This window comes from Terriglobia bacterium (genome assembly GCA_020073085.1).
In the GTDB taxonomy this organism is placed as follows: Bacteria; Acidobacteriota; Terriglobia; order JAIQFV01; family JAIQFV01; genus JAIQFV01.
Genome location: JAIQFV010000001.1, coordinates 76,633 through 99,933, shown reverse-complemented (window position 1 = coordinate 99,933; position 23,301 = coordinate 76,633). Strand labels below are relative to the sequence as shown.

Here is a 23,301-nt window from a genome sequence, read left to right as displayed (position 1 = left end):
GAATGGGGTCACAGCAAGTTTCGCCGCTGAAAGCGGGAGCAAACCCCCGCACTCCAAATCGGGCATTCCCATTCTGACCGCGCCCCGCCGCTTCACTCATACCGGAGCGCGACCCTGGGATCGACGCGAACGGCGCGCCGCGCCGGGATGTAACAGGCAAGGAAGGCCACCGCCGCAAGCACCACGGCTGCTGCGCCGAAGGTCATCAAGTCCTGAGCTTTCACCTCGAACAATAAACTCAGAAGCACCCGGGTGGCGAACCAGGCGGCTGCAAGACCCACGCCCAGGCCTGCGGCCGCCGGCAGTATCCCTTCGGCCAACCCGAGTCTCAGCACGTCGCTGTGCTGCGCCCCGAGGGCCATGCGAATACCGAATTCATGCGTGCGTTGGCCGACATCATAGGAGATCACGCCGTAGATACCAACCGCCGCCAGTAGCAGCGCTGTGGCGCCGAAGATCGCCAGCAGCAACGTGCGGAAGCGCGGCGGCGCCATGGATTCGTGGATCACATCCCTCAGCGGTTGAACGTCTGCGACGGGAAGATCCTTATCGATCGCTCCCACCACTTCGCGGAGGACGGGACTGAATGCGGCAGGATCGCCGGTCGTGCGAACCACCAGCCCCATAGCCCACCAGGCATCCTGGGTGTAGGGCACATACATGACAGGCCCACCCGGTGCCGTCAGACTTTCTTGCCTGACGTCGCCCACTACCGCGACAATCTGACGGGGCACTTGCTCGCGGTACCCGAAAATCAGTTGTTTGCCGAGCGGGTCGTGGTTCGGGAAATAACGGCGCGCGAACGCTTCCGAGATGGCGCACACCTTGGGGGTAGTCGCCGCGTCTCGCACGTTAAAAAAGCGTCCTCGCAACACGGGAATCTGCATCGCCTGAAAGTATTCCGGACTGATGGCGCAATAATCCGCGGAATACTGCTCTGCAGCCCGGTTTGCCGGCTGCCCTTCAATCTGGAAGGCGAAACTGAATCCCGACCCGGTCGGAGGCAGCGGCAGCGCGGCCGCCGCACTCAGCACTCCCGGTTGTGCCTTCAAGCGGTCGAGGAGGTGGGCATAAAAGACCGGCCAGTGTTCCGGCTTCGAGTACTGGGATTGCGGCAGGGAGAGGGCGGCGGTCAGGATGTGTTCCGGCTCAAATCCCGGGTTCACCTGCTGCAAGCGGGAGAAGCTGCGCAGCAGGAGCCCTGCACCAATCAGAAGCACGACCGCCAGCGCCACTTCCCCTGCCACGAGCACGCGTCGCGCGTTCTTGCTCTTCCTGCCCTCTCCCGCGCCCCGACTCCCTTCCTTAAGCGCTTCATGCAAATTTGGGGCGGCGGAGTGCAGCGCGGGGGTCAATCCAAACATCAGGCTGGCGAAGAGCGAAACCAGGAGCGTGAATCCCAGGACCCACCCATCCACCTGGAATTCATGGATTCGCGGAATATCGTTAGGGATAAGGACGGCCAGACTGCTGACGCCCCAGTAAGCCACCAGGAGACCGGCCGCCCCTCCGGCCCCGCCCAACAAGACGCTCTCTGTGAGCAACTGGCGGACGAGTCGACCCCGACTGGCCCCGAGCGCCGTGCGAATAGACATCTCCCTGGCACGCACCACGGTCCGGGCCAGCAGCACACTGGCGACATTGGCGCAAGCGATCAGCAGCACCAGCGCCACTGCACCCAGCAGTGCCCATAAGGCGATGCGCACATCGCCGACGAGCTGTCGCTGGAGCGGGACGAGCCGAACGCCCCAGCCCCGATCGGCTTCCGGGTAGGCTTGGGCCAGCCGATTGGCAACCGTCGCCAGTTCTGCCGTTCCGCGTTTAATTGAAACTCCCGGCTGAAGTCGACCCACCACCGTGGTCAAATAATGGCCCCCTCGCTTTTGGAAGAGATCCTTGAAGTCGAGGTCCTCGAGGAGCGGGATCCATATTTGCGCCGGTGGATTCTGGAACGGGAACCGGAAGTCCGAAGGGAGGATGCCCACCACCTCGCACGGATGCTTGTCGAGCAGGATTGTTTTTCCCACCAGCGCGGGGTCAGCTCCGAACTGCCGGCGCCAGAGGCCTTCGCTGAGCACAACGACAGGCGCGGCCTCCGCCTTGTCATCCGTCGGCAGAAAGGCTCTGCCCAGGATCGGTTGCACGCCCAGAAGGGGGAACAAGCTGGGCGTCACCGTCGCACCGTCAACGTAGGATGGCTCACGGTCGCCGGTCAACGCGAAGGTCTTGGGTCGCATGGCGGCGATCTGCTCAAATCCCTTGTTTTGCTGACCCCAATCGGTGAAGTTCGGGTAGGAGACCCCGGCGTCGATGACCCCCTGCTCCGGCAGCGTTTGGAAAATCTGCACGAGCTGTTCCGGATGGATAAAGGGCAACGGCCGCAGCAGCACGGCATTCACCACGCTGAAGATGGCCGTGTTGGCGCCGATGCCGAGGGCGAGGGTCAACACGGTGACCGCTGTAAACCCCGGTGACTTCGCCAGCATCCGGAGGCCGTGGCGGAAATCGTTGCCCAGATCATCCACCAGATGGAGGCCTCGTGCTTGCCGGCACTGGTCCTGATAGGCTTCCACGCCGCCAAACTCGATGCGCGCCCGCCGAGCCGCTTCTTCCCGGGGAAGGCCCGACCGCACCAGGTCGTCCATGCGCGCTTCCAGGTGAAACCGGACTTCATCATCCATCTCCCGCTCGAAGGCCGAGCGTTTCCATAGCCCCTGCCAGAACGAACGCAAACGCGAAAGCATGCTCAACTCTCCTCAGGGACGGCTTTCAGGGCGCTCCCGATGGCGGACACCAACCGGTTCCAACTTTCGGTCTCCTCGCGGAGTCTCCTTCGTCCTGCCGCCGTCAGCCGGTAGAATTTTGCTCTTCGATTGTTTTCTGACGTGCCCCATTCGGATTTCAGCAACCCCTGGTGTTCCAGACGGTACAAGGCAGGGTAAAGCGCGCCCTGCTCAATCAAGAGGGCGCCGCCGGAAATCTGGCCGATGCGAAGCAGTACCCCATAGCCATGCATCGACTCGAGCGAAACGGCCTTCAGAATGAGGAGATCGAGGGTTCCCGGCAGCAGATTGGCCTGATCGGTCATGAAATTCTCCTAACCTGTTTAGGGGAAGAATAAACCATCTCTCCTAAGCTGTCAAGGGGAAGCTGGCCCCTGACATCGGAAACCGCACGAGGCAAGGTTATGCTATCGGGTGGACGATTCGGGGATCAGCATTCCCCGGGCAGACATTCGGCGACCCGGGGTCTTTCACGATCCGAATTACGGATGAGGGTGTAGTGGGCCCAGTAGGACTTGAACCTACGACCAACGGATTATGAGTCCGCCGCTCTGACCAACTGAGCTATGGGCCCGCGGGACTTAGGCTTCCGGCGAGGAGCCGCTGACGCAACAGTTTACCACGAAAATTCTGGTTGTGAATCGCTCCACGCGAGCAGGCAATGTGTTTCGATCTTCGATTGCCTCCATCCGGTGACGCTCGGGCTGCTCAATCCTCGGTGGACGGCGTGGACTTGGTGGACCGGGTGGACGAAGGTCGCGAGGGGCGCCTTTGCGAGCGGACGCGATAGAGGCGCTCGGTGAAGCCGCCCTCAGTTTCGAACGCTTTCGCTTGTGAGGCAAGCTGTCGGTCAAGCAGGCTGCAGGCAACCGCCAGCAGCACGAGCGCGGCGTTGGCTGCCAGTTCGGGGAAAGTGGACGGGGTGGACTTGATGGACGAAGTGGACGAATGTTCTTGTCCACCATGTCCACGTGGTCCACTGTCGCGCTTTTCCCGCACCCATTGCGCCATATTGTCGGCGGTAGCGCACCGGCGGTCGATCAGGTCCTGTCTGCGGGGGTCGTTGCGCTCCCAGATGGGCAGACCGCGCTGGCGCAGGAAATCCTCGTAGTCGAGCCGCAACTCTTCCAGACTGGCCCTCGCCACATTGGTGAGCTTGAGTTCAGTCTTCTTCGAGGTCCCCGATGCCTGACTCCCTTCGGCGATGTTCTGCACGCCCGACCGCGCCGCCTGCACCATCTGGTCGCGGGTACGGCTGCGCTTGTCGATGTAACGATCGCAAAAACGGACCGTCACATCATAAATCAGCTGGGCCACCTGAAAACTCTTCAACTTTCGGTAGCCACCGTGCTTCGGGATCAGCGGTTCACTGGCAGTCATGATAATTCTTGTACCTCAGGGGAACGGGGGTTGTTTAATCGAAAGCCTTAAATGCCAGGCGGCCGTCATTGTGCTGGGGCCGACGAGGGGCCGGTATCCACAGGAGACACTAAACCCTGGCCCATGCCAACTCAAGGGAAAAATTCAGCGCGGAGTTCATCCGGCTGCTATGCCGGGAGCTCAACCATGGATGACAAACATCTGACAATGAGGACAGGCAGAAGAAGATAATAGAGGGGTCAAGCCGCGACAATCGACATATCCTGGACCTATGGCGCAGAGAGCAATCCCACCCGTTCGTCTCTGGCCGGGTTTGGCGATTGTCGCGGCCTGACCCTCTTTGTGTTCCGGGTGAGGTGCTCTGATTTTCCACCCTGCGAGAGAAGCGCCCTGAGATTGCGTTATTGCATGCGCAATTGATCTCCTTGTCTGTCGCTCCTCCGAGGGGTATAATCCCCTTGAGTTTTGGCTTTGTGTTTGAACGGTCCCTTCCCCCCGGTTCGGCTGGCTTTATGAACGAGAGTGATTCCCCATGCGGCAACTTCCCTCACCCCAAGAATCTCTTGCAGTCTCACGGATCAGTGTCGGATCAGGTGGAACCCCGGGAGCGGAAGCTAATGGGACCGGTGTGGGAACGGAGGCGGCAGGACGTTTTTCCGGCGTGGACATTTTGACCCGCCCCGGATTAGGCCACCAAGTGGACGGGGTTCATAGGACCTTTGTTTTGTTCCGTTTCTTCTGTAATGCATTGAAATCAATTAGGTCATTTGACCGGGCGACTACAACCTGCAACCGGAATAGGATGCGCGGATCGCGGATTTTGCTTTTGACCCTCGCAAGTCTAATAGGGGTTACCTAATAGTTAGGCCCAAAGGATAGCAGTGGAACATTTCATCAGTGAGGTCGCCAAGAGCGGTTGGTTCTCCGTGGCGAGTTTCACAATCGGCGCGTTGGGCATTGTCCTTGCGGTGGTTTTCTACCGACGCACCAGACGCACGAAGACCCTGTCTTTTGCCCATCGATCAGTTTCCATTTTCAGAAACAACACGCCATTGATTTCTAAACTGCAGGTGACTTACGAAGGCAAGGCAACCAAGACCTTGACTTTGACTCACCTTGCATTCTGGAACAGCGGCAATGAGACGATCCGCAACATTGATTTTGTTGAGAACGACGCGTTGCGCATCCTCATTGGGGAAGGCGAGATTCTCGATGCAGAGCTACTTTGCGAGACGCATAAGGGGAATATGATTGTCGTAAGTGAGCCGTCTGACTCGTCCGTCGCTCTCTCCTTTTGATTTCTTGATTCACAACATGGGGGAGCCGTCCGTGTAGTTGCATACAGCAACCTCAAGAAGACAGGTGGACCTGAGAGGCACCTTGATGGGTGTCGGCACACCCAAGGAGATTACCGAAGGATTTGCAAATCGCATAAGTCGCCTATTGTTCTTCGAAGGACTCGGTGAGATGTCCAGAAAGCAGTTCAAGTGGATTTTCACTGCGGCCATCGCCATCTTCACTATTGTGACGGTCTTAGTCGTCTCTTCCCCCGGATTTCTCACCACAATAGGGGGAACACCACGCGGCGCGTCGCGGTTTGCCATCCTCCTTGCTCTCGTACCCTATTGGTGGATGGCATTTGCCGCGCACCGACGGCAGTTGCCAAGGGAACTCGAGCGGTATCTTGAAGATTTTGGGACAGAGAAGAAGGCCTAGCAAGCCCGATGCACGCGACGACTTACAGCCGCGCGTGATCCGCAGTGTTAGGCCGACAACACCGCGGGAGTGTGCACCATGAGCATGGAAGTCATGATCTCCATCTTGACCGCGGCCGCGAGCCTCGCGGCGGGTGGCGTGGCATCGACGGAGCTATTCCGGAAGATCATTCCCGCGCTTCTCAAGCGCCCAACTCAACAGGCCACCTTTTCAGAGCGCCTCGCGCAACTCACGGCAAATCTCACCGAGGCATCGCGTGAAGTCGATGGTGTCTTGGCCGAAATGGCGCAGGTGTCCAAGGACAGGGCCGAGGCCGTCATGATGCTGGAAACCGACCTGAATGCTATGGAAGGTCGCGAAAGGGAGCTGAAGCAGCGGATAGAGACTCTTGAGAAGACCCCGTTGGCGGTCGCCGAGCATTTTGCCAAGCTCGTGGCGCCTGGGGAGAGGCGAAGCGCGATGCGGGACTACCTCCTCTTCGGAGCTGGCGTCGTGGTGTCGACCGTAATTGGCATCGTCGTCCAGATCTTTGTGAAGTGAACAGGCGGTCTAACAGAGAGTTGGAGAAGGCGAGCTCGAAGCGGGGCGCGGCTCGACACGACCGTTAGACAACCAAAGGAACACCTAGCTGAGATGAAACTGCCAAACTGGTTCAAGGTAGTGTGGTGGCTGGCCGTGACTGCGACGATCACTGTTTACTTGGTTGCCAGGTACCAGGATCTATCGGCAGGGCACGCCGGGCCAGCGGACGTCGTGGTGTTCCTTGTCTGGGTGGGTCTTCTGCTGGCGCCCGTTTTTCAAGAGGTGGAGTTCCTTGGCTTTAAGTTCAAGCAGCAAGTTCAAAAACTCAGGGAAGATGTCAGGTCGGATATCCAGTCGGTTCGCGCGGAAATTCGCAACGCCGTCGATATTAGAACGACGTTCAGTTCTCAAATCAGTATTCCAGCTCCTCCCCCGGATTCTCAGCTGCCGGGACTTGAGACTCGGATAAAGTCCGCCGTCGCGGAAGCGCTGGCCGCTCACGGAGTTCGTCAGCCGCCACCAATCCCAACAGATCTCCAGGTCTCCGACGATGTGGCATTCTTGTTCGGGGTTCGGTACGCCATCGAACGTGAACTGCGCCGGCTTGCGCGCGAGCGTCAGCTTGAGGTCCCACCACGCCGTATGGGGGGCATTCAGCTGTCTAGGCTCCTGACTCAAGCCGAGGTCATTGAGCCGGCCCTCGACCACGCAATGCGGGAGGTGTATGCGGTGTCGTCCGCGGCTATCCACGCGGAAGATGTCAGCCAAGCTAAAGTTAGTTTTGTTCGAGAGGTGGGGCCACAACTTGTGGCCGCGCTACTAGTCATCGGTGGGTCGGCTGTTTAACCAGCGCTTGCAGCCGGCGGCGCTTAGTGCATTCGCGAAGCGCCGCGGCTGAAGCGCACGCGTTAGCTGAACTTGAGGTAAACATGTCCTACGCGGCCCGGGTCTTCAGGATTCTCATAGCGTCGCCAAGCGATGTAGTCGAAGAGCGCGAAGTTGCCGTGCGCGTAATCCAGGAATGGAACGACCTCCAATCCGCCGAGAGGGAGATTGTTTTGCTCCCGCTGCGTTGGGAAACTCACTCGGCGCCCGAGTTCGGCACCCGGCCACAGGACGCGCTGAACCGACAAATTGTGGACTCATGCGACCTTTTGATTGGGATCTTCTGGACGCGCGTCGGAAGCCCCACAGGGATGGCGGATAGCGGCACGCTGGAGGAGATCGACCGGGTCGCCTCCCAGGGCAAGCCGATCATGCTCTACTTTTCCCAGGTAAAGCAAGATCCAGAACAGATCGACTTGGACCAGATCACCAAGCTGCGCGAGTTCAAGAAGAGGACCTATCCGAAGGCTCTCATCGAATCATTCAAATCACAGGTAGAGTTCCGCGACAAGCTTGCCCGTCAGATCGAGATCCAATTGCGGATGCTCCTCGCCCAAGAGGGCGAATCACCGGAGACACGGGGCGCGCCAACCAAGTTGGGGGCCGACATCCAGCTGCTATTTGCAGACCCAAAGACGGGCGAGCCCTGTGAATCGATTCTAAATCTCCAGACTAAGCTAATGGTCGTGAAGGACTTCGAGAATTTGCCCGACTACACCGGGAAGAAGGCAGCCGCCGAAGGCATCGCGCCGCCGTCCGCGGGCACCACTTCCCCTTTCAGCGTGTCCCTCTTCACGGACATTGTCAACAAGGACTACTACCGCCAAGTAACAACTTACTACGCTCAGCACTTTCTCCTTAGCCCGCTCAGGTTTTGGCTCAAGAACGCTGGGAGCATTGGCGCCCGTGACGTCTATATCGATGTTGCCCTGATGTCAGACATGGACATTATTCTGGTCCCTAAGGATCGCGTCGGAACTGCATTCCCAGCGATGATAATCTCTCCGGCTCTCTACGGATATGGGGCCCCCCCAATGTCGTCACCCAGCGACCTCCTAGCTCTCGTTGGCAAGACCGCCCGCACTCACATTGAGATCCCTGCATTGCAGCCTCAGCGGGAACTGAGCCCCGTGCCCGAAGTGCTATTTGGTGCGCCGGACAGCTGCAAGGCGGTCCTGCATGCCACCGTCTACGCGGATACTCTCTCTGAGCCCCTTCGACATAAGCTTGAAGTCAATCTGGTCGTGGAGAGAATCGAATTCACTGCCGCACAGATGGTGGAGTCAATCGATAAGCGGGGAGCCAGCTAACAACGCGTTGTTGCTGACCCGCTTCGCTGCGCTCGCGGGCAGCTGAACGCGACCTTTAGATGGCGCTGAAGGCTATCGCCAAATCGGATGATAGAACTTATTCGCAGCGTTTGGGCCGACTCACCGAGGTGGCAACTGTTGGTTGCCACATTCGGGCTGTACCTTGCGGTCATCATCGCTTTCGGGTTTTGGTACTACTGGCTTTATCGTGCCCGGCAGGACCGGTTTCAGTTCGCTGCTAACATCGCTGCGGCCCAGCTTAAGAACGTGCTGGACAGGGCTGACATCGCTGTGAAAGTACACAATCGCGAGATCGACGCCATGAAGATCGTCCGCGACGCCGTCACGTCCGGGGCGCTTGCAACTAGGTTTGGAACCCTTGCAAGCGGCCATCAGGTCAAGACGCACACACACACAATCTCCAGCGGGTCGGGTGAATCTCAAGACCGTCTTTCTCTCACGGTTACAGACCCAGACGGCTGCATTCTCTGTGACGTCGAAGGACCTCAGGACGATGAGTTGTCGCAGTCATACTTCACTAACTGGCTCGATCAGATGCTGGCTATTTGGACTGCAAGACGCGACTATTGGAATCAACGGGCCAAACTGGTCGGCGATGACCCAAGCCAAGCGTGGGGCCTGCTGGACTTCTTGTACTTCAGTGCGATCACGCAGACGACCGTAGGCTATGGTGACATCCTGCCGAATGCGACGGCGATTCGCATGTTGGTCGTTGCGCAAGTTCTGATTGGATATACGTTTTTGGTGGTCGTTCTGAATCTTGTGTTGGACGGATGACCGAATACTCGTGGTCGGCCCTCGCGCCGTTTAACATTGCGGTGAACGGGGACGACTGGTCGCCGCGCGCATACCCCGCTGGTCAACGCTCCCGCTAGGTGGATGGAAGGTGGATGATTTTGATACGCGGGGTTCCTTGAATTCTCGCCTCACTCTCCCGGATTGTCGGTGCTAGTTTGGTGTCAGTTTTGGTGCAGTTTCTTGCATTCTGGTGCACGCTGCAATCTGTCCTATCTGCGAATTTTTCAGTTGCTTACATTTTCGTGCAGTCTAGTGCAGGAGTGTTTGAAAGGATTATGAGTCCGCCGCTCTGACCAACTGAGCTATGGGCCCGCGGGATCTGAGCTACCGGCGAGGAGCCTCTAACGTGGCAGTTTACTACGAAATTTCGCCAGGCGGCATTTTCCTGGGGACTTCCCATGGATACATCCCCGCAATCCGCACTTCATTCACTCCAGTTAATCCGTTGCCAATCCGAAAAGCCACAGCCGCCGTAACAATCCTAAGGCCTTGCCCCTCAGGTCGCCGCCTCCAACCCGGTAGTCCAGGCTGCTGTCCGAACCCTTTCCACTGGATTCTTTTTTCTCATTGAACAACCTCAACCATATCCGCTTCTCTGAGCCTCCGGATCGAAAGTAGCGGAACAAGGTGTTGCTCACCCGAATATCTCCCTCTCAATCCCTATGGATCGGGCACATGGCCGAACCCAAGGAGCCGGTCCATGCGACTGAACACATAAGAGAATCCTTGTCGGTAATAGTCCGAACAGACTTCCGATGACTTGATGCCGCAGTGTTGGATCTGAGTGCGGACCTTAGCGGCCGATCTCAACGAGGGAGGTCTCTCCGACTGGCCGGCAGGTAGTCCGGCCTCGTTCAAGGTACATTGGAAATCCCGCGTCCAAAACTGGAGGTTGACGGCCGATCAATCAACCTCCGTGTTCACCGCTGCGCGCCGGCCGAGGACATCTCTTAACCATTGTCTGATTTCGTCGTGTCCTTCTTGCGTAGTGCATTCTTCAGTCCAAAGAGTGACCCCAAAGCATCTTCCCAAAACGGTGCGCCTAGACTCAGGAGCAACGTCATAATCACCCAACCGGCGAGGGTCTTCGATGCGCTCTTCGTGTCATCGAAACATTTTTCGCACTTGAAGGGACTCAAGCCGAAACTTCGATAGGCCGCATAATTCTGCCGAATCGCGTCAATCTCCGGCTTCAAATCCCTGGTCGTAACAGTGCCGCTGGATGGTGTTGCAGAAGGGGGTGCTGGGGAACCGGGCCCAGAGGGGGTCAATGTGGCGTTGGATTGAGTCCTTGACACATCTGGCGGCGCTGTCAATTCCGCTGGATTTTGCTTGGCCTTGCTGGCCTCCAACTGGCTGAGCTGGTCTTCAGCATACTTGCTGAGCGTTTGTTGCACCCCGGGATCGGACTTAACGTAATCGTAGATTCTAATCGCGTTGGCATTTAGCATCACAACTACGATCGCACTGAGACCCATCGCCATCCATCTCATGCCTCGCACGTGCCGCTCGGCGATTCCAGGCATCACGGTGTCATACCAGCCTTCCAACTCTTTAACCTTTTCATCGATCGTTTTTTTCAAACTTTCCTCGAAGCTGGGGGCACCGGGCAATGCCTTCTTAAGAGCCTCAACATCGATGCCCATGAGCTTGGCGTCGTCCGTTTCGAGGGAACTCAGGATCTGCATGAGGTCCCCTTTCGTAAAAGAATCCATCATCGCGTTCCCCCAGAAAGACTTTCTGCCCATCTCCAGCAGTTCGCCCTTTACAAACTTGATTAATTGATCGCCAGGGCTTGTCCCTTCTTCGCGGCCAACTATGCTGGCTGCGGCACTCAGTATTGGTGAAGCATGGCGGAGCTTTGCATACTTCGTCTCGTCGTGGGTCAAAACATAATCGAAAAGCATCTTCAATGATTGCTCAGCCTGCCTTGATTTCATGCGAAGCACTGTCTTGATGAGGTTTTGTACAGACTGGATGATCAGGCTGAGCACCAAAACGATCGTCACAAACCCGAGTACGACATCGATGGTATTACTCAAGGATTGATACATGGTTTCTCCTTTCATGCGTCGTTCATAAATGCGGAAGGGGCCTCTTTGGGGGTGCTGCTTGTCGTCGGGTCAAGAGTTGCTTGGTCGGGGCGTCCAGTATCGCGGCAAATTCCGTGGGAGGGTAAGGAAACCGGGGGTTCCTCGTCCTCCATCTGTTCGCCTCTTATTCTTTAGTCGGTGAAATTATCTACCAGAGAACCCCGTCTTTCTCCGTGCCAAGGATCAGAAATTTTTGCCAAGAGTGCAGGTCTGCCGTCCGTACCATCAGATCCTCTCGTGGCATCGCCTCTGATTTAGGACCGTGGAAACATGACCTGAATGGTCTTGTCCCATTACGTGGGCCTGGTGTTCAACCAGCAGTGACAGTTGCCACGGAAGAGATTGAGGTGGGCGAAATTGGCCGCCCGGCAACTCCCTCGACACCCGGCCAACCAGTCACATTGCTGACAGGAACCGGTGAGATCGGCAAGGGTCATGCTCCGGAAATAATTGAGAAACCTGGAGTGCTCCCAGATCCAGGCCAGGTCATGCTTCAGGATATTATCGGCTTCGACGCCACTGAAAAAATGGCAAGGCAGGACATCACCCGTTTCTGTAATAGTAATGTAGGTTTGTGCCCCGCCACAACCGAGGCCGCTTTGTGGATCTGCCGGTTGGAGCGGCGGTGGATCGAATGTGCATTCGAATTCCATTTCAACGATGTCGATGTCATTCTGGAGCCGGCGTTGGCGCAGGTACTCGGTGAGGCGTTGCATGGCTCGAGGTTTCACCTCGAGCTTTCGCCAGGCGCCACCGCGCCCAAATGGCACAAACGGAATAATCCGGTACCTCTCGGCCCCAAGATTTCGCGCCAGATCGCAGAGCGCGGGAATCTGGTGGATGTTGGCGGTGGTCACCGTCGTGCCGATAGTCACTGGGACGCCGGCGTTGACAAAATTCTGCACGCCACGCACGGCCCGTTGCCAGGCGCCGGTGATCCGGCGGAGACTGTCGTGGACCTCGGGAGTGGCACCGTCGAGACTGACTTGAACGTCCGAACCGAGTCCAGCGATCTTCCGGGCCACTGCTTCAGTGACAAGTGTCCCGTTCGTGGACACCGAAACCAAGAGGCCGCGGGATCGGGCATGGGTCGCAATCTGGAACCAGTCCGGACGAATAAGGGGTTCGCCGCCGCTCAAAGCGATGTCCTGAACCCCGAAAGCTGCCATGTCATCGATCGCTCGACGGCACTCGGCCAGGCTCAGCTCATCAGGCCGTTTCATTCCGGAACTGACGGCGCAATGTCGGCAACACAAATTACACTTCCCGGTGATGTTCCAGAACACCGACGTCGGTGGGGGTAGCGACGACCAGAGCATCCGTTGCGGCCGTGTCCAAATGGCGCCCTCGGCAGCTAATCGATTCAGGAAAGGTTGCACATGACGGGTCACCGTCGCGGGCAGAGTTCCAGATGCCTGACTGAGTTCTGCCAGCATCTCATCCCAGGTCCGTTCCCCATCGCAGAGGTTCAACACTCGACCGGCTGACTGACTGACCTTGTGCACACGACCGGTAGCCGGATTGTAAAAGGTGCAATCCGGTCCTTGAGCGCTTAACTTCAGGGGAAAATAGAGAACTGCGTTCGAATGGGTGGTCATAATTTGCCTGCCGATTGCGGGACCCCGGTGCTGAATCGTGATGGAGTCCCGCAATCTGAGTCCTACTTTGCCTACTTCCTCCTCTTGCGGGGGCCTTTTTTGATCTCTCGAACGTCCTTGATGTCAATCGGGTCCACGATCATCGGTCCTCCTATACAGCCTCCCTTGGGGGCGGGCGGACAGGAAGCCAATGGTGCAGGAGGACACACAAGCTTGGGTGCAGGTGGACAGATAAGCTTCGGTGCAGTTGGACATGACTTCGGGCCAGCTGCGCAGACTATCGGGGCCGGAGGGCACAATTTCGGCGCGACTGGGCAGGGCTTCGGACCGAGCTTGCAGATGATCGGAGCAGGAGGGCAGGGCTTCGGGGCAACCTTGCAGATGATCGGAGCAGGAGGGCAGGGCTTCGGGGCAACCTTGCAGATGATCGGAGCAGGAACGCAGGGCTTCGGGGCAGGTGCGCAGATGATCACTGGCTTGATCAGCTGTCGCAAGTCCGGTCGATTTCCGACGCGTTGGCTCACGGGGCGGCTCGGGGCAGCCTGTTGGGGTGAACCCGTGGTGCGGAGATAATTCCGAGCCTGGGCAGGGGTCCACGGGGTCGCCCCGGTTGCCCGGCGCCAGCCCTGAACGCAACCCAGCGTGCCCACGATGATCGGCGACGCGCTGGAGGTGCCGCTGAAGGTGTCTGTGTAGTAAAGGTTCTCGTTCGAGCCGCCTTGCAGGTCGCCATAGCCGGTGGAAGTCACTTCCCAGCCCCAGCCCTGGACGTCAACGGCGGTGCCGTAATTCGAGAAAGAACAGCGTGCCCGGTCAACATAGGGCTGGCCGTAAATTGGTTCCGTATTGCGGCCATGCGTCCCAACGGGAGGATTGCCGGCCCCGGCCAGAATCGCTCCGGAATCGCGGTTGGCACGGTTAAACGGGTTGGTCCAATCGGACGGAAAACCAGCGGCTGGATTATTGTAGACCGGATCATCCAGGTTCTGCTCACCATTCCCGGCAGCTTCCACGACAATCACACCTTTGCTCGTCGCAAACTGTATTGCCGCGAAATCGTCGGGCCACCACTCGATTGCTATATAACCGAACTGCCCGCTCCCCGTGGCACGCGGTCCGCCACGATGGAGTTCGATCAGGATGATGTCGCCCGGACCGAGCATGGTAGCGGCCTGGCGGATGGCAGGGGCTGATCCCCATGCCGAGCCCCCAAAGACGGATATCGCCCGCAAATTGGCGTCCGGACAAATCCCTGTGATGCCAAACGTATTCCGGTCTCCACTAAACTCCCCGGCCACTGCAGTGCCGTGGTTTCGCCAGTGAGGGTCCGTGGTTGGGGTGCCCCCGACGACTCCGCCCTGATTCAACAACAAGTCCTCATGCGAGAAATTCCAGGCACCCTCTACATCAATGATTTTAACCCCTGCCCCTCCGCCACCCGGCTGAGTCCAGGCATACTGGGCGTCAATGCCCACTGGCGCCGCATCCAGATACTGCTGGCGGGAGGTGAAATCAGGACTGCTGGGGGGTGCCTCTTCCGGTGCAGCCGCTATGGACAGTTGAAATTGGGCCGGCTCTGCCGGCGGCTTGACATAAGCTGCGGTAACAAACTTCGACTTTCTAAGCTTCGCAGCTAGACGATCCAGCTTTGACTCGGGTGCGTCAACCCGGTAATAGACCGAGAGGTCGGGGATTTCCGCATAGGCCGCCGATGGCATCGCCATGATCTCGTGAGCAATCCGATCCTCACTCACGCCAAACAGCGGTCGCATGGTTGCTCCCTCGCTGGCCAGGATCTGGGCCAGGGGACTGACATCCAGTTCGGCCACCGAGGCCAGTCCCGCAGCGCTTGCGCGCAATCCAGCCTCCGCTCGAGCGATGACGACCAGCTCCCGCCCTGCGGTTTCGAACTTGATCGCTGCCACTTGTTTCTTAGCTGATTTTCTTTTCCGTTTTGGCATAACACTACCTCCTCAGTTTGCCGGGAAACCTTGCCTCAAGGTAATTCATCCGGCGGTTTGACATAAGCTGCATCAATCGCCTTGCATTGCTGGAGTCGTTTGATCACCCTCTCAGCGACGGACAGGTTTGGGACCTCGACAGCAAAATAACGCATCAACTCCAAATCCTCGACGTGGGGATGGAGTGCTGCCAGTTTGACACCGAGTTCTTCAGTAGCCGTTATGAGTTCTTCAGACTCGGCGGTCGATGGTTGTCGATGATGTAGTGCCCGCGCAACTTTATGCAGCACCCGAAGCGTTACATACACAGAGTGAACTCCTTTCCGGACTTACCGCGTTATAGATGTGCTTGGACTCAGCGGAGCTTCGCCCCACTGGCGAGAATGAATGAAAGACTTCGAGGGGAACAGCAACGACATGATGGTCTCCACCCAAGGGAAAGGAAACCTTCTGGTAGGTGCCTTTGCCTGCCTTCGATGATAGGAGGATAGTCAGGCAAACTACTCAAGTTGGAGGAAGCGGCTTCTAAGGGGAAAGGTTTGTCCTTTGGAAGAGAACACCGGCAAGGGGCAAATCCAAAGGTCCGCCCTTGTCATCGGGCGTGAATGTTCTTATCTAAACCTTTCAAAAAAGTCTCCCGACAGCTACGCGTCCAAGGATAAAATCCCTTGCCGCCTCCAGGAGAACTAGGTTGGCCGCCTCCCCACAATCCATGGCTTACGGTAGTCACATTGAGTCGTTCCGGTCAATGGAACAAATAAATATTGTTTTGGGATTGTTCCAGCGAGGAATCCAAAGTTCCCTTGCCTTCATCCCAGTCCAAGTCCCGCCAGGGAGACGTGGCCGCTTGCCTTGGCCGCCGTGAAGCAACTCAACCCAAGCGTAGACAGGGGCACTGGCGAGTGTGCCGGGCGACGGGCATCCCTCCCGCACCCCATTCATGTTCGACCAATGCCATTCCAGTCGATTCTCAACCCTGCGAAAGAATCACCGCCGTGTACGGTCCAATAGAGACACCACCGTTGTACGGAAGTCCGTCCATGGAGCCGGGGCGAGCCGTGATGTCATAGCTAGGATGATTTCCGAAATCCGCACTGTAGCCACCCCAGTCGCTGTTGAACCGCACCCTCCACAGACCCTCGCGTGGCAAACCCAGGTTATAACAGTCATACGAGCGATTGGCGAAATTTGCGACCACGATCACGTCATCGTGCGAACCGCCATTCCCCCAGCGGTGGAACGCAATGAGCTTGTCCGAATTGTTTATGTGGAAAACGTTGATCGATTGGCTGCGCAACCCCCGGGTGTTGTCGAACCAGTTGCGGCGCAGATGTATCAGGTCGCGATAGAGGTTCAGGATGCCCGCATACTTCCACTGCTTGCTCCAGTCGAGCGGCTTGCTGTCTTGAAACCACCCGTCTTCCATAAACTCCTGGCCTTGAAAGATCATCGGAATACCCGGTGCGGTGAGCACCAACGTTGCCGCCAAGGTGGAGCGCTTCTGTGAGTACCAACTTCCGGCATTGCCCGGCCAAATGTCTTCGGGGACGCGAGCTTTCCCGCTCATGACCTCGTCATGGGACTCCGAATAGACGACCCTTTCGAAAACGTCCCCGTTATAACGATGCATCAGTGCATTACCGACACTGTTCATGTCGCGGTCTTCGTCGCGTGCGGTGATGACGGATTGCCGGACCGAATGGACGAAGGACGCATCCCACTGCGAGTCGAAACCGGCTCCTCCATCGCGAGTGTGTTTCGTGAGCCACTCATTGTCCTTCATATCCTCAGCGATGCTGATTTTCATGTTCCACAGGGGCTGCGCCGCCAGGGAATCGTTGATCTCCTGCATCAGTCTCCAGCCATCGGCCAGGTCATGATCGGGATCATTGTTGTCGGCGTAGACGTTGCGAATGGTGTTCGTGGCGTCCCAACGCAATCCATCCACGTACCGCGTCTCGCACCAACGTTGGGCGTTCTCTTTGATGTATTGTCTCACCTCGGGACGACCGTAATCCGGGCGCGGGCCCCATTCGGTCACGCGACGCCAATCGTTGTAGAAATAAATCCCGTCGCCGTTGTCCTCTGACCAACCATCAAAGCGGCGCAGGCCTCCGTCCAGATCGGAGGGGCCGAAGTGGTTGTACACCACATCCAGAATGACCGCGATCCCGTATTGATGAGCTGCATCGATGAACTGGCGAAAGCCGTTGGGGCCTCCGTAGGAGCTTTCAATCGCGAACGGGTACGCCACGTTATAGCCCAACGATACGTCCATTGGGAACTCGCCGGAGGGCATCACTTCGATGGCATTGACCCCCAGGTCTCGCAGATAGGGCAGCTTGGTCGCGAGACTGCGAAATGTTCCTCTTTTGACCGGGGTGCTTTGATCGACCGTGAACGATCCCACGTGCACTTCGTAGACAACCATCTCATTCCAGGGCGGAGTCACGTAGCCCGTGGCGGTCCAGTTGAAGTTCGGATCCGCCACGACGCTATTTCCCACAGAGTTCGTAACCTCACGGGCATACGGGTCGTTTTTCTCGAGAACCTCTCCGGTATCTCGGTTCGCGACCACAAATTTGTATTCATCAGCCACCTTTGCGTTGATCACAGTTATCGACCAGTACCCACTTCCCTCGCTTTTGAGTGCAGTGGCAGTTTTCGACCAGCTATTGAAATCGCCTTCCACATAGACCCGGCTCGCGAAGGGGGCCCAGGTCCGAAAGCTCACACCCTGCTGTGCAGGGAACGCTCCCATGGGAAGACTGGCGGTAGTCATATGCAACCTCCTCTACAGCTCTTGCGGCTTGTCACTCGTGAAACCACACTCGCGTGCGACTTGCTGAAGGAAGACTGGACAACTTACATCCCTGCAAAGCACACGTGCTGAAGATTCGTGTCAGAAGATTCGTGTCAGGTCTCTGCAATCGTGAAATGGTGTTTCCTCATTGTCAAGACAGCAAACTTTCTTGACCAATTGCCATATGCAGAGACCTGACACTCGATTTTCCTCGATTTCCCTCGATTTTCTGTCGTTCCAAGGAGCCCGCCGCGGCGGGACGACCCGCTCTCGCGAGTCGTCCTGAGCATCATAGGATCTGCCAGTTTTCATTAGTATGCGCTTGTTGGGCGTCATTGCGGGAAGGCACAACGGCTCACTCCCAATAGGTCATGATGTAGGACTTCCTGTTCGGGCGATGGTTGTTCCTTCCAATGAAACACATCTTTGTGTAGCGCTCCACTACTCGCAGGACGGCCAGCGCATCGTTGAGATCGTGAGCCAGCAGCATCCAGTTGTTCCCTTCCTTGAGCCGCCAGCCGTCGGCATCAATATCCTCGGCGACGACTTTGGTGGGATTGTATGGAATGGCATCGACCTTGGTAAGTGGCTCGTACGGTAATCCGCTGCTCCCAGCCCAGTACTCCGTAATGTAATCAATTCGATTCTGTCTGGAGTTGTCGCGTCCCACGAATCCTTGTCGCGTATATCTGCGAGCGACCATCATGGCATTACGGGCGTCTTCCTTGTTGTCGAGCATCTTCATACGGCTGACACCATCAGTGAGCAGCCAGCCTTTCGCCCCCTCATCAACGATCCTCAGGGTTCGCGGATTGTACGCGATCTCATCGCGGGTAATGACATCGTACACGTCCTGAATCAGGTACATCCTGCCGTCAATACCGCATTGACCGTATCCGATTCGAAAACAGCCATCATTTCCGCGCGTCGGGCCCCAGCTATTCTTGCAGATCCAGCATGACTGAGTGTCGTCATAACCGATCACGCCGACGACGTGTCCGCCACGCACATTGCCAGTGTGATGAGTGTACACGCCGTTCGCCCCTCCGCCCCAATACACATCGAAGTCCTGATAGACCGTGAATCCCGTGACCAGCGGACCATCCTCACACAGCCACCGCTTCATCTGGCTGGTCTGGCTCGTGGAGTCATATCCGGTGATCTTCAACGTGCGCTCCGTGCCCAAGACTAATTCGGCGTTCTGATCGACGTCCCGGTAGGGGTAGTTCTCTTCAAGGCAGGACCCTTGATCAACCAAATAGTCGAGGGCCGGCGGTATGGACCACCCGTATCTTGGCTCGCCGGGGAGGCACTGGCGTTCGTTGACAAAAAATAAGTTTGCCTCGGAGGTGTCTATAACTAGGTTGGCTTGACTCATCTCAATGCGCTGGTGAGATTCCAGGGCGGCGGCCACACCGAAGGCGACGCAGGACCCACAGCCGCCCTGATTCTTGGGGGACGAGACCCAGTTATGTCCCTGGACATTTCGCCAATCCCAAGATTGCGGGAGGGCCTTGACGGTCGGCCGCGTCAGACGATGCGTATTGGGCTGCCACAGGGCGAAAGCGGCTTCAGCGGCTCTGCGCATTCGGGGTAATCGTGCCGTCAGAGCACCAGGCGCTGGGGGCAGTCCGCCCAATGAGAACGGCTGCGAAATCGCTTCCATCTCGGTCTCATCGGCTATATCCGTTGGCAGGGTCCACCGCGCATTCTCATCTTTCAACATCTTCCTGAGTTCTTTGATCTTCATGTTCGATCTCCTTTCATAGGTTTTCCACTACAGTGTTCGCTGATCAACTCCACCCTTGTACGTAATCATCCGACCGCAGCATCACCTCTTTCCTTCAAAGCCGAACGCCCCGGTTGACCGGGCGCGCAACGTAGCACTGGCCGGAGCTACGAAACTCGCCTTGCCCCCTCCGGTCGAACGGTTTGTTAGGGGCTCGTCGCGGCATCCCGATGATAGCGGTCGCGCATGTCTATGAATGCTGATATGAGCTTTTGGTCAATGGTAGAAAATCCGTATTCTCTTTCAGCTACACTTGGGATGGCAAAGACTGCGCTATTTTTGTCAATAAGCCAGAAGTACAAAGAAGCGTTACTATCAATGGCGCTGATTGTTGCATTCGCAAATGTTTCATTCAATGCCTGCTGCTCGTCAGCTTCAAGCATTTTTAGGAACTGTTCCTTTGATAACTCAACAATACCCGGCGATCCGCGATGTGAATCAAGTAGTGACTGGAGCCGATTCTTGTTAATAGGCGTCTGTTTCCAGATATTCCAGTCATGACACCCTTCAAAAAACTGTTCCTCGAGACAAACAGATCGAAGACTCTTATTCAAGCACGTTAGCTCAATTTTGACCCCGTTCACAGACTTTCGCTCGATGGCTTGGCGATAGAGGAGCCAATAGCGAGGATCTGAGAAACTGCCATAGCTAGGGAAATCACAAAAAATGATTATTTCCTGTTTTGCACGTTCGAGAAGAGAAACAATCTCTGCATAGTACTCTGGAAACATCCCTATATACCGTGTCGAAATGGATTCCTTGACCTCCTTTAATGCAATGGTGTGGTCTCGCGCCTTCTCTCCTTGGAGTCTCACTTCCTTTGCGGCCTTCTCTATTTCGCGCACATGAAATACCCCTATCGCTAATGCCAAAATAGCCAGAATTAATCCCAGGATCTCTATCATAGTATCTCCCCGAACGGAATCTGATCGCACCTCATGCCGGAGTTGAGCAGCAGTGCCTGCCCACGACCGAAGGCGCGATGCTTGTCTGTCTCACCCCGACCAGCAGTCAAGCGGCGCGACGGAGAAAAGAGCCGACGCTGTCCGCTCGAATGAGTGGTTGGGCCGCATGAACGTCCGCTCGCTTTGCCCCACAGCCCGACCGGGATGGCAGGCGTGCGCAAGATAGGAGCCAGGTCTGAATCAACGAAAAGCGCTCAGCCTTCGAATCGAACGGGATCACCACGAATCGTCTGTACGGCCGCACGGAGACGATTCCCGCGATGCCCTTGGCCACACCCTTGGTACCCTTTACTCCCTGAAAAGCGCCCTTCAACTGCTGTCCCTCGAAAAGTGGAGACAACCACCTATTTCCAAACATGAGCCAAACCTGAAGAGATGGTGTGAGTTCCATTTTGTATTCAGAGACAAGGTGCTGTCCCTATTCATCCTCGTTAAAAGTTATGAAATGATTGTGAGAAACAGACCATGAGAATCTCACTGTAATCCTCACGGTCGTAACAACCACTCACAACAGACTACATCTCAAGAAAATGGTCTGTCTGTCCAGAATGGGACATGGGCGCGTGGTCATGACCGCACGCTGGTGCATTTACCTGGGGATTATTGGTGGGACTAAATTTCGGAGAAGGATGGAGAGGGTCTCCGCAGTCTGCAAATTCAACGGCAGAACTCCCCTCCGCGTAGACCTCAACCCGAACTGAGAACTGTAGTTCAATGGGCCTTTAACGCGATCAAACCGTGCCAGGGGTCCCCCTTACAATGGGAAATGCAGATTGCGGAAACCCTCAAGAGGGCCCTTTGTCGCCGGTCATCGGCCAATTGGATATCCGAAAAGTCGTCTTGTGTTAGAGGTTGTTCCGATTGAGCGAACTGCCCCCGCTCCTTTGGGATCTCGACATGGGTACCAATGCTGTAAATGACATGAAGCGGTCCAGGAGCAGACCATCTGCCGGCTTGGGAACCCTCGTCTTCGCCCGTGGAATAAAACCTGACGATAGACGCGTTGTTCGCCGGCGTGACGTGTTGGGTATCGACCTTAGGCGGCTTTGCGGGGTGAGTCGTCTGTGCAATGGCCAGTGCCGGAAACGAGATACCAGGAAGCAACAAGAGCAGGATGCCAGCTCTCATGTTGTGTGTCTCCCCGAATGATGGCTAAGATTGGATCGATTCATCTTTCCACCCCGGTGATATGATTGCCATCATCTTCGGCCCACGAGACGAGGACTCAATGCGCCCTTACCGCACTTCGGAGGTGAAGGCGCGCAGCCACTCGTGGCCTTTCAGTTTGAAACTTTTCGACGCTGCCGGATCCGCCGGGCCAATCTCCTTCACAAGGAACCGCATGCCCAGCTTGCCATCCTTCAACGCGTCGATACGCCTCGCCACCTGGGTCCCCTCGTAAGTTTCCATGGACAAGGGGAGAATCTCAAGGCCTGCCGTGTAGCTCTTTACCAACTGGCCGCTCTCGTCAAACCAGTACCCTTGCGAATTCCCCGGCTCCAGCTCCCCGTTGAGACCCTCTGACCCCCGGGAAACTCGAATTGTCTTCACGCCGTCGACAGTCTCACGCCGGATTCTCCAGTCGGACTCGGTCATTGTATCGGCCGCCGGAATCGGCTCCACAATCATCATGACCAGTCGCAGCAGGCCCGCTTCCGGGCCCTCGGCCAGCACGTAGCGCTTTTCCCCGAGCTGTGAGCGCACCAGATGACTTTTGCCAAACCACGCCTCGCGCTTCCACACCGTGTCGCTGATCCACGTGTCCTCGTAGCGTCCGGTGTCGATCGTCCCTTGAGTGTGGCCCGCCTGGAACTCCGCGCGCAATACGTAGGGGGCCTTAGCCGCCGCCCCCAGGCAACTGGCCTTCCGTCCGTGCTCAAAGTAGTCTCGTGCACTGTCGAAGGCCTCCACACTCGGCGGACGCGCCGTTTTGAAGTGCACCTTCAGCTGCCCTGTCGCCTGCACCGGAATCCCATTGCGCAAAAAAGGCTGGAATTGCATCGCTCGAAAGCCCTGCTCGGCTGCCTCCCTCACACCCGGATTGTCGGCAATGGGGGGAATCATCTCCCGAACCTTGCCCGTCCGGTCCAGCACTACCTCGGTCCACACGACGCCCTCGAACGGACCGTCGGTCACCGTCGGCCACACGAAGGGCGGTTCCGTCAGCAGGTTCTTGCGCAACTCGGCTTCATCCAACACGATGGTCTGGATCGGCTGTGCGTCTCCGCCCGGCGCACTTGCGTCAAAGAACCCACTCGGCATGGCTCCCAGGTCTTCGAGAACGCTCACCTTAGCAGTCACTTCCACATAGCCTGAGGCCACCGTGAAGGCGACCATCCGTCCGTGAAAGTTCTTGAAGTCGTGATACTGCCCGTTCCATCCAAGCCCGCCTGTGTAGAGCAGCAGTCCTGTCTGGTCCATCAGCGCTAGGTGGCCATTGCCATTACTTTGCGCGTCTCCCCATCCGGCGTCCGGGTCCCAGGTGATATTCGTCTGGCCCGACAGGTGGCGCACCTCAGCCGTTTTCACGCGCCCGGCCAGCACATCCATCGTCAGCGGCACGGGCCGGACGATTGCCGCCACAAGCTGGTGCAGCCAGTCCGGAAAGTAATCCCCCTCATTTCTCTGCCACTGGCGCGGGCCGTCCACAATCATGATCTGATGGAACCCGGGCGAC

Annotated in this window: 19 protein-coding genes and 1 tRNA gene; 6 read left to right on the top strand and 14 right to left on the bottom strand. The window is 57.2% G+C overall.

The genetic code is table 11. The annotated features are described in order from the left end of the window. Positions 1 to 92: 92 nt before the first annotated feature. The 4 genes from LAO21_00385 to LAO21_00370 form a co-directional block, all read right to left on the bottom strand. A complete protein-coding gene (locus LAO21_00385; GenBank protein MBZ5551144.1) occupies positions 93 to 2,744 on the bottom strand; it encodes an ABC transporter permease in 2,652 nt (883 codons plus the stop codon). Between the two features lie 2 nt (positions 2,745 to 2,746). Beyond that, on the bottom strand, positions 2,747 to 3,088 hold the full coding sequence (locus LAO21_00380) for a PadR family transcriptional regulator (GenBank protein MBZ5551143.1): 342 nt from the start codon (positions 3,086 to 3,088) through the stop codon (positions 2,747 to 2,749). Between the two features lie 195 nt (positions 3,089 to 3,283). Further along, positions 3,284 to 3,357 (bottom strand) — tRNA-Ile (locus LAO21_00375). Positions 3,358 to 3,491: 134 nt separating this feature from the next. Then, the gene (locus tag LAO21_00370) at positions 3,492 to 4,163 is read right to left on the bottom strand and encodes a four helix bundle suffix domain-containing protein (protein MBZ5551142.1); all 672 of its coding nucleotides are present in this window, start codon (positions 4,161 to 4,163) and stop codon (positions 3,492 to 3,494) included. Between the two features lie 881 nt (positions 4,164 to 5,044). Between LAO21_00370 and LAO21_00365 the strand changes: the two genes are divergently transcribed. The 6 genes from LAO21_00365 (at position 5,045) to LAO21_00340 (ending at position 9,394) form a co-directional block, all read left to right on the top strand. Continuing rightward, positions 5,045 to 5,461 carry a hypothetical protein gene (locus LAO21_00365; protein ID MBZ5551141.1) on the top strand — a complete coding sequence of 139 codons (417 nt, stop codon included), beginning with the start codon at positions 5,045 to 5,047 and terminating at the stop codon, positions 5,459 to 5,461. A gap of 169 nt (positions 5,462 to 5,630) precedes the next feature. Beyond that, positions 5,631 to 5,879, top strand: coding sequence for a hypothetical protein (locus LAO21_00360; protein ID MBZ5551140.1), 249 nt, complete (start codon positions 5,631 to 5,633; stop codon positions 5,877 to 5,879). Between the two features lie 78 nt (positions 5,880 to 5,957). Continuing rightward, entirely contained in the window at positions 5,958 to 6,419 is a 462-nt protein-coding gene (locus LAO21_00355; GenBank protein MBZ5551139.1) for a hypothetical protein, read from the top strand. A gap of 93 nt (positions 6,420 to 6,512) precedes the next feature. After that, complete coding sequence (locus tag LAO21_00350; GenBank protein MBZ5551138.1) at positions 6,513 to 7,247, top strand: hypothetical protein; 735 nt, start codon at positions 6,513 to 6,515, stop codon at positions 7,245 to 7,247. 83 nt (positions 7,248 to 7,330) lie between these two features. Further along, on the top strand, positions 7,331 to 8,596 hold the full coding sequence (locus tag LAO21_00345; GenBank protein ID MBZ5551137.1) for a DUF4062 domain-containing protein: 1,266 nt from the start codon (positions 7,331 to 7,333) through the stop codon (positions 8,594 to 8,596). An 87-nt stretch (positions 8,597 to 8,683) separates the two neighbouring features. Next, positions 8,684 to 9,394, top strand: coding sequence for a potassium channel family protein (locus tag LAO21_00340; GenBank protein ID MBZ5551136.1), 711 nt, complete (start codon positions 8,684 to 8,686; stop codon positions 9,392 to 9,394). A 458-nt stretch (positions 9,395 to 9,852) separates the two neighbouring features. Here the strand turns inward: LAO21_00340 and LAO21_00335 are convergent, their stop codons facing one another. The 10 genes from LAO21_00335 to LAO21_00290 all read right to left on the bottom strand — a co-directional run bounded on the left by LAO21_00335 (position 9,853) and on the right by LAO21_00290 (position 23,279). Then, positions 9,853 to 10,053, bottom strand: a complete 201-nt coding sequence (locus LAO21_00335) for a hypothetical protein (GenBank protein ID MBZ5551135.1) — start codon at positions 10,051 to 10,053, stop codon at positions 9,853 to 9,855. 312 nt (positions 10,054 to 10,365) lie between these two features. Continuing rightward, entirely contained in the window at positions 10,366 to 11,484 is a 1,119-nt protein-coding gene (locus LAO21_00330; GenBank protein MBZ5551134.1) for a hypothetical protein, read from the bottom strand. Positions 11,485 to 11,801: 317 nt separating this feature from the next. Then, positions 11,802 to 13,106 carry a PqqD family peptide modification chaperone gene (locus LAO21_00325; protein MBZ5551133.1) on the bottom strand — a complete coding sequence of 435 codons (1,305 nt, stop codon included), beginning with the start codon at positions 13,104 to 13,106 and terminating at the stop codon, positions 11,802 to 11,804. A 71-nt stretch (positions 13,107 to 13,177) separates the two neighbouring features. Continuing rightward, a complete protein-coding gene (locus tag LAO21_00320; protein MBZ5551132.1) occupies positions 13,178 to 14,878 on the bottom strand; it encodes a S8 family serine peptidase in 1,701 nt (566 codons plus the stop codon). 224 nt (positions 14,879 to 15,102) lie between these two features. Beyond that, positions 15,103 to 15,375, bottom strand: a complete 273-nt coding sequence (locus LAO21_00315) for a hypothetical protein (GenBank protein MBZ5551131.1) — start codon at positions 15,373 to 15,375, stop codon at positions 15,103 to 15,105. Positions 15,376 to 16,037: 662 nt separating this feature from the next. Then, a complete protein-coding gene (locus LAO21_00310) occupies positions 16,038 to 17,828 on the bottom strand; it encodes an alpha amylase C-terminal domain-containing protein (protein MBZ5551130.1) in 1,791 nt (596 codons plus the stop codon). Between the two features lie 397 nt (positions 17,829 to 18,225). Then, a complete protein-coding gene (locus tag LAO21_00305; GenBank protein ID MBZ5551129.1) occupies positions 18,226 to 19,620 on the bottom strand; it encodes a C1 family peptidase in 1,395 nt (464 codons plus the stop codon). Positions 19,621 to 19,805: 185 nt separating this feature from the next. Beyond that, positions 19,806 to 20,564 carry a hypothetical protein gene (locus LAO21_00300; protein ID MBZ5551128.1) on the bottom strand — a complete coding sequence of 253 codons (759 nt, stop codon included), beginning with the start codon at positions 20,562 to 20,564 and terminating at the stop codon, positions 19,806 to 19,808. A gap of 771 nt (positions 20,565 to 21,335) precedes the next feature. Continuing rightward, complete coding sequence (locus tag LAO21_00295; protein ID MBZ5551127.1) at positions 21,336 to 21,752, bottom strand: hypothetical protein; 417 nt, start codon at positions 21,750 to 21,752, stop codon at positions 21,336 to 21,338. 108 nt (positions 21,753 to 21,860) lie between these two features. Next, a complete protein-coding gene (locus LAO21_00290; protein MBZ5551126.1) occupies positions 21,861 to 23,279 on the bottom strand; it encodes an energy transducer TonB in 1,419 nt (472 codons plus the stop codon). Positions 23,280 to 23,301 lie beyond the last annotated feature (22 nt).

Excerpts from the sequence above, each read along its gene's own strand:
- LAO21_00305 (MBZ5551129.1), bottom strand. The coding sequence starts at position 19,620 with ATGAAGATCAAAGAACTCAGGAAGATGTTGAAAGATGAGAATGCGCGG.
- LAO21_00300 (MBZ5551128.1), bottom strand. The coding sequence starts at position 20,564 with ATGATAGAGATCCTGGGATTAATTCTGGCTATTTTGGCATTAGCGATA.
- LAO21_00295 (MBZ5551127.1), bottom strand. The coding sequence starts at position 21,752 with ATGAGAGCTGGCATCCTGCTCTTGTTGCTTCCTGGTATCTCGTTTCCG.
- LAO21_00290 (MBZ5551126.1), bottom strand. The coding sequence starts at position 23,279 with ATGATTGTGGACGGCCCGCGCCAGTGGCAGAGAAATGAGGGGGATTAC.
- LAO21_00385 (MBZ5551144.1), bottom strand. The coding sequence starts at position 2,744 with ATGCTTTCGCGTTTGCGTTCGTTCTGGCAGGGGCTATGGAAACGCTCG.
- LAO21_00325 (MBZ5551133.1), bottom strand. The coding sequence starts at position 13,106 with ATGACCACCCATTCGAACGCAGTTCTCTATTTTCCCCTGAAGTTAAGC.
- LAO21_00370 (MBZ5551142.1), bottom strand. The coding sequence starts at position 4,163 with ATGACTGCCAGTGAACCGCTGATCCCGAAGCACGGTGGCTACCGAAAG.
- LAO21_00340 (MBZ5551136.1), top strand. The coding sequence starts at position 8,684 with ATGATAGAACTTATTCGCAGCGTTTGGGCCGACTCACCGAGGTGGCAA.
- LAO21_00310 (MBZ5551130.1), bottom strand. The coding sequence starts at position 17,828 with ATGGGAGCGTTCCCTGCACAGCAGGGTGTGAGCTTTCGGACCTGGGCC.
- LAO21_00355 (MBZ5551139.1), top strand. The coding sequence starts at position 5,958 with ATGAGCATGGAAGTCATGATCTCCATCTTGACCGCGGCCGCGAGCCTC.
- LAO21_00360 (MBZ5551140.1), top strand. The coding sequence starts at position 5,631 with ATGTCCAGAAAGCAGTTCAAGTGGATTTTCACTGCGGCCATCGCCATC.
- LAO21_00380 (MBZ5551143.1), bottom strand. The coding sequence starts at position 3,088 with ATGACCGATCAGGCCAATCTGCTGCCGGGAACCCTCGATCTCCTCATT.
- LAO21_00350 (MBZ5551138.1), top strand. The coding sequence starts at position 6,513 with ATGAAACTGCCAAACTGGTTCAAGGTAGTGTGGTGGCTGGCCGTGACT.
- LAO21_00320 (MBZ5551132.1), bottom strand. The coding sequence starts at position 14,878 with ATGCGACCGCTGTTTGGCGTGAGTGAGGATCGGATTGCTCACGAGATC.
- LAO21_00330 (MBZ5551134.1), bottom strand. The coding sequence starts at position 11,484 with ATGAAAGGAGAAACCATGTATCAATCCTTGAGTAATACCATCGATGTC.
- LAO21_00345 (MBZ5551137.1), top strand. The coding sequence starts at position 7,331 with ATGTCCTACGCGGCCCGGGTCTTCAGGATTCTCATAGCGTCGCCAAGC.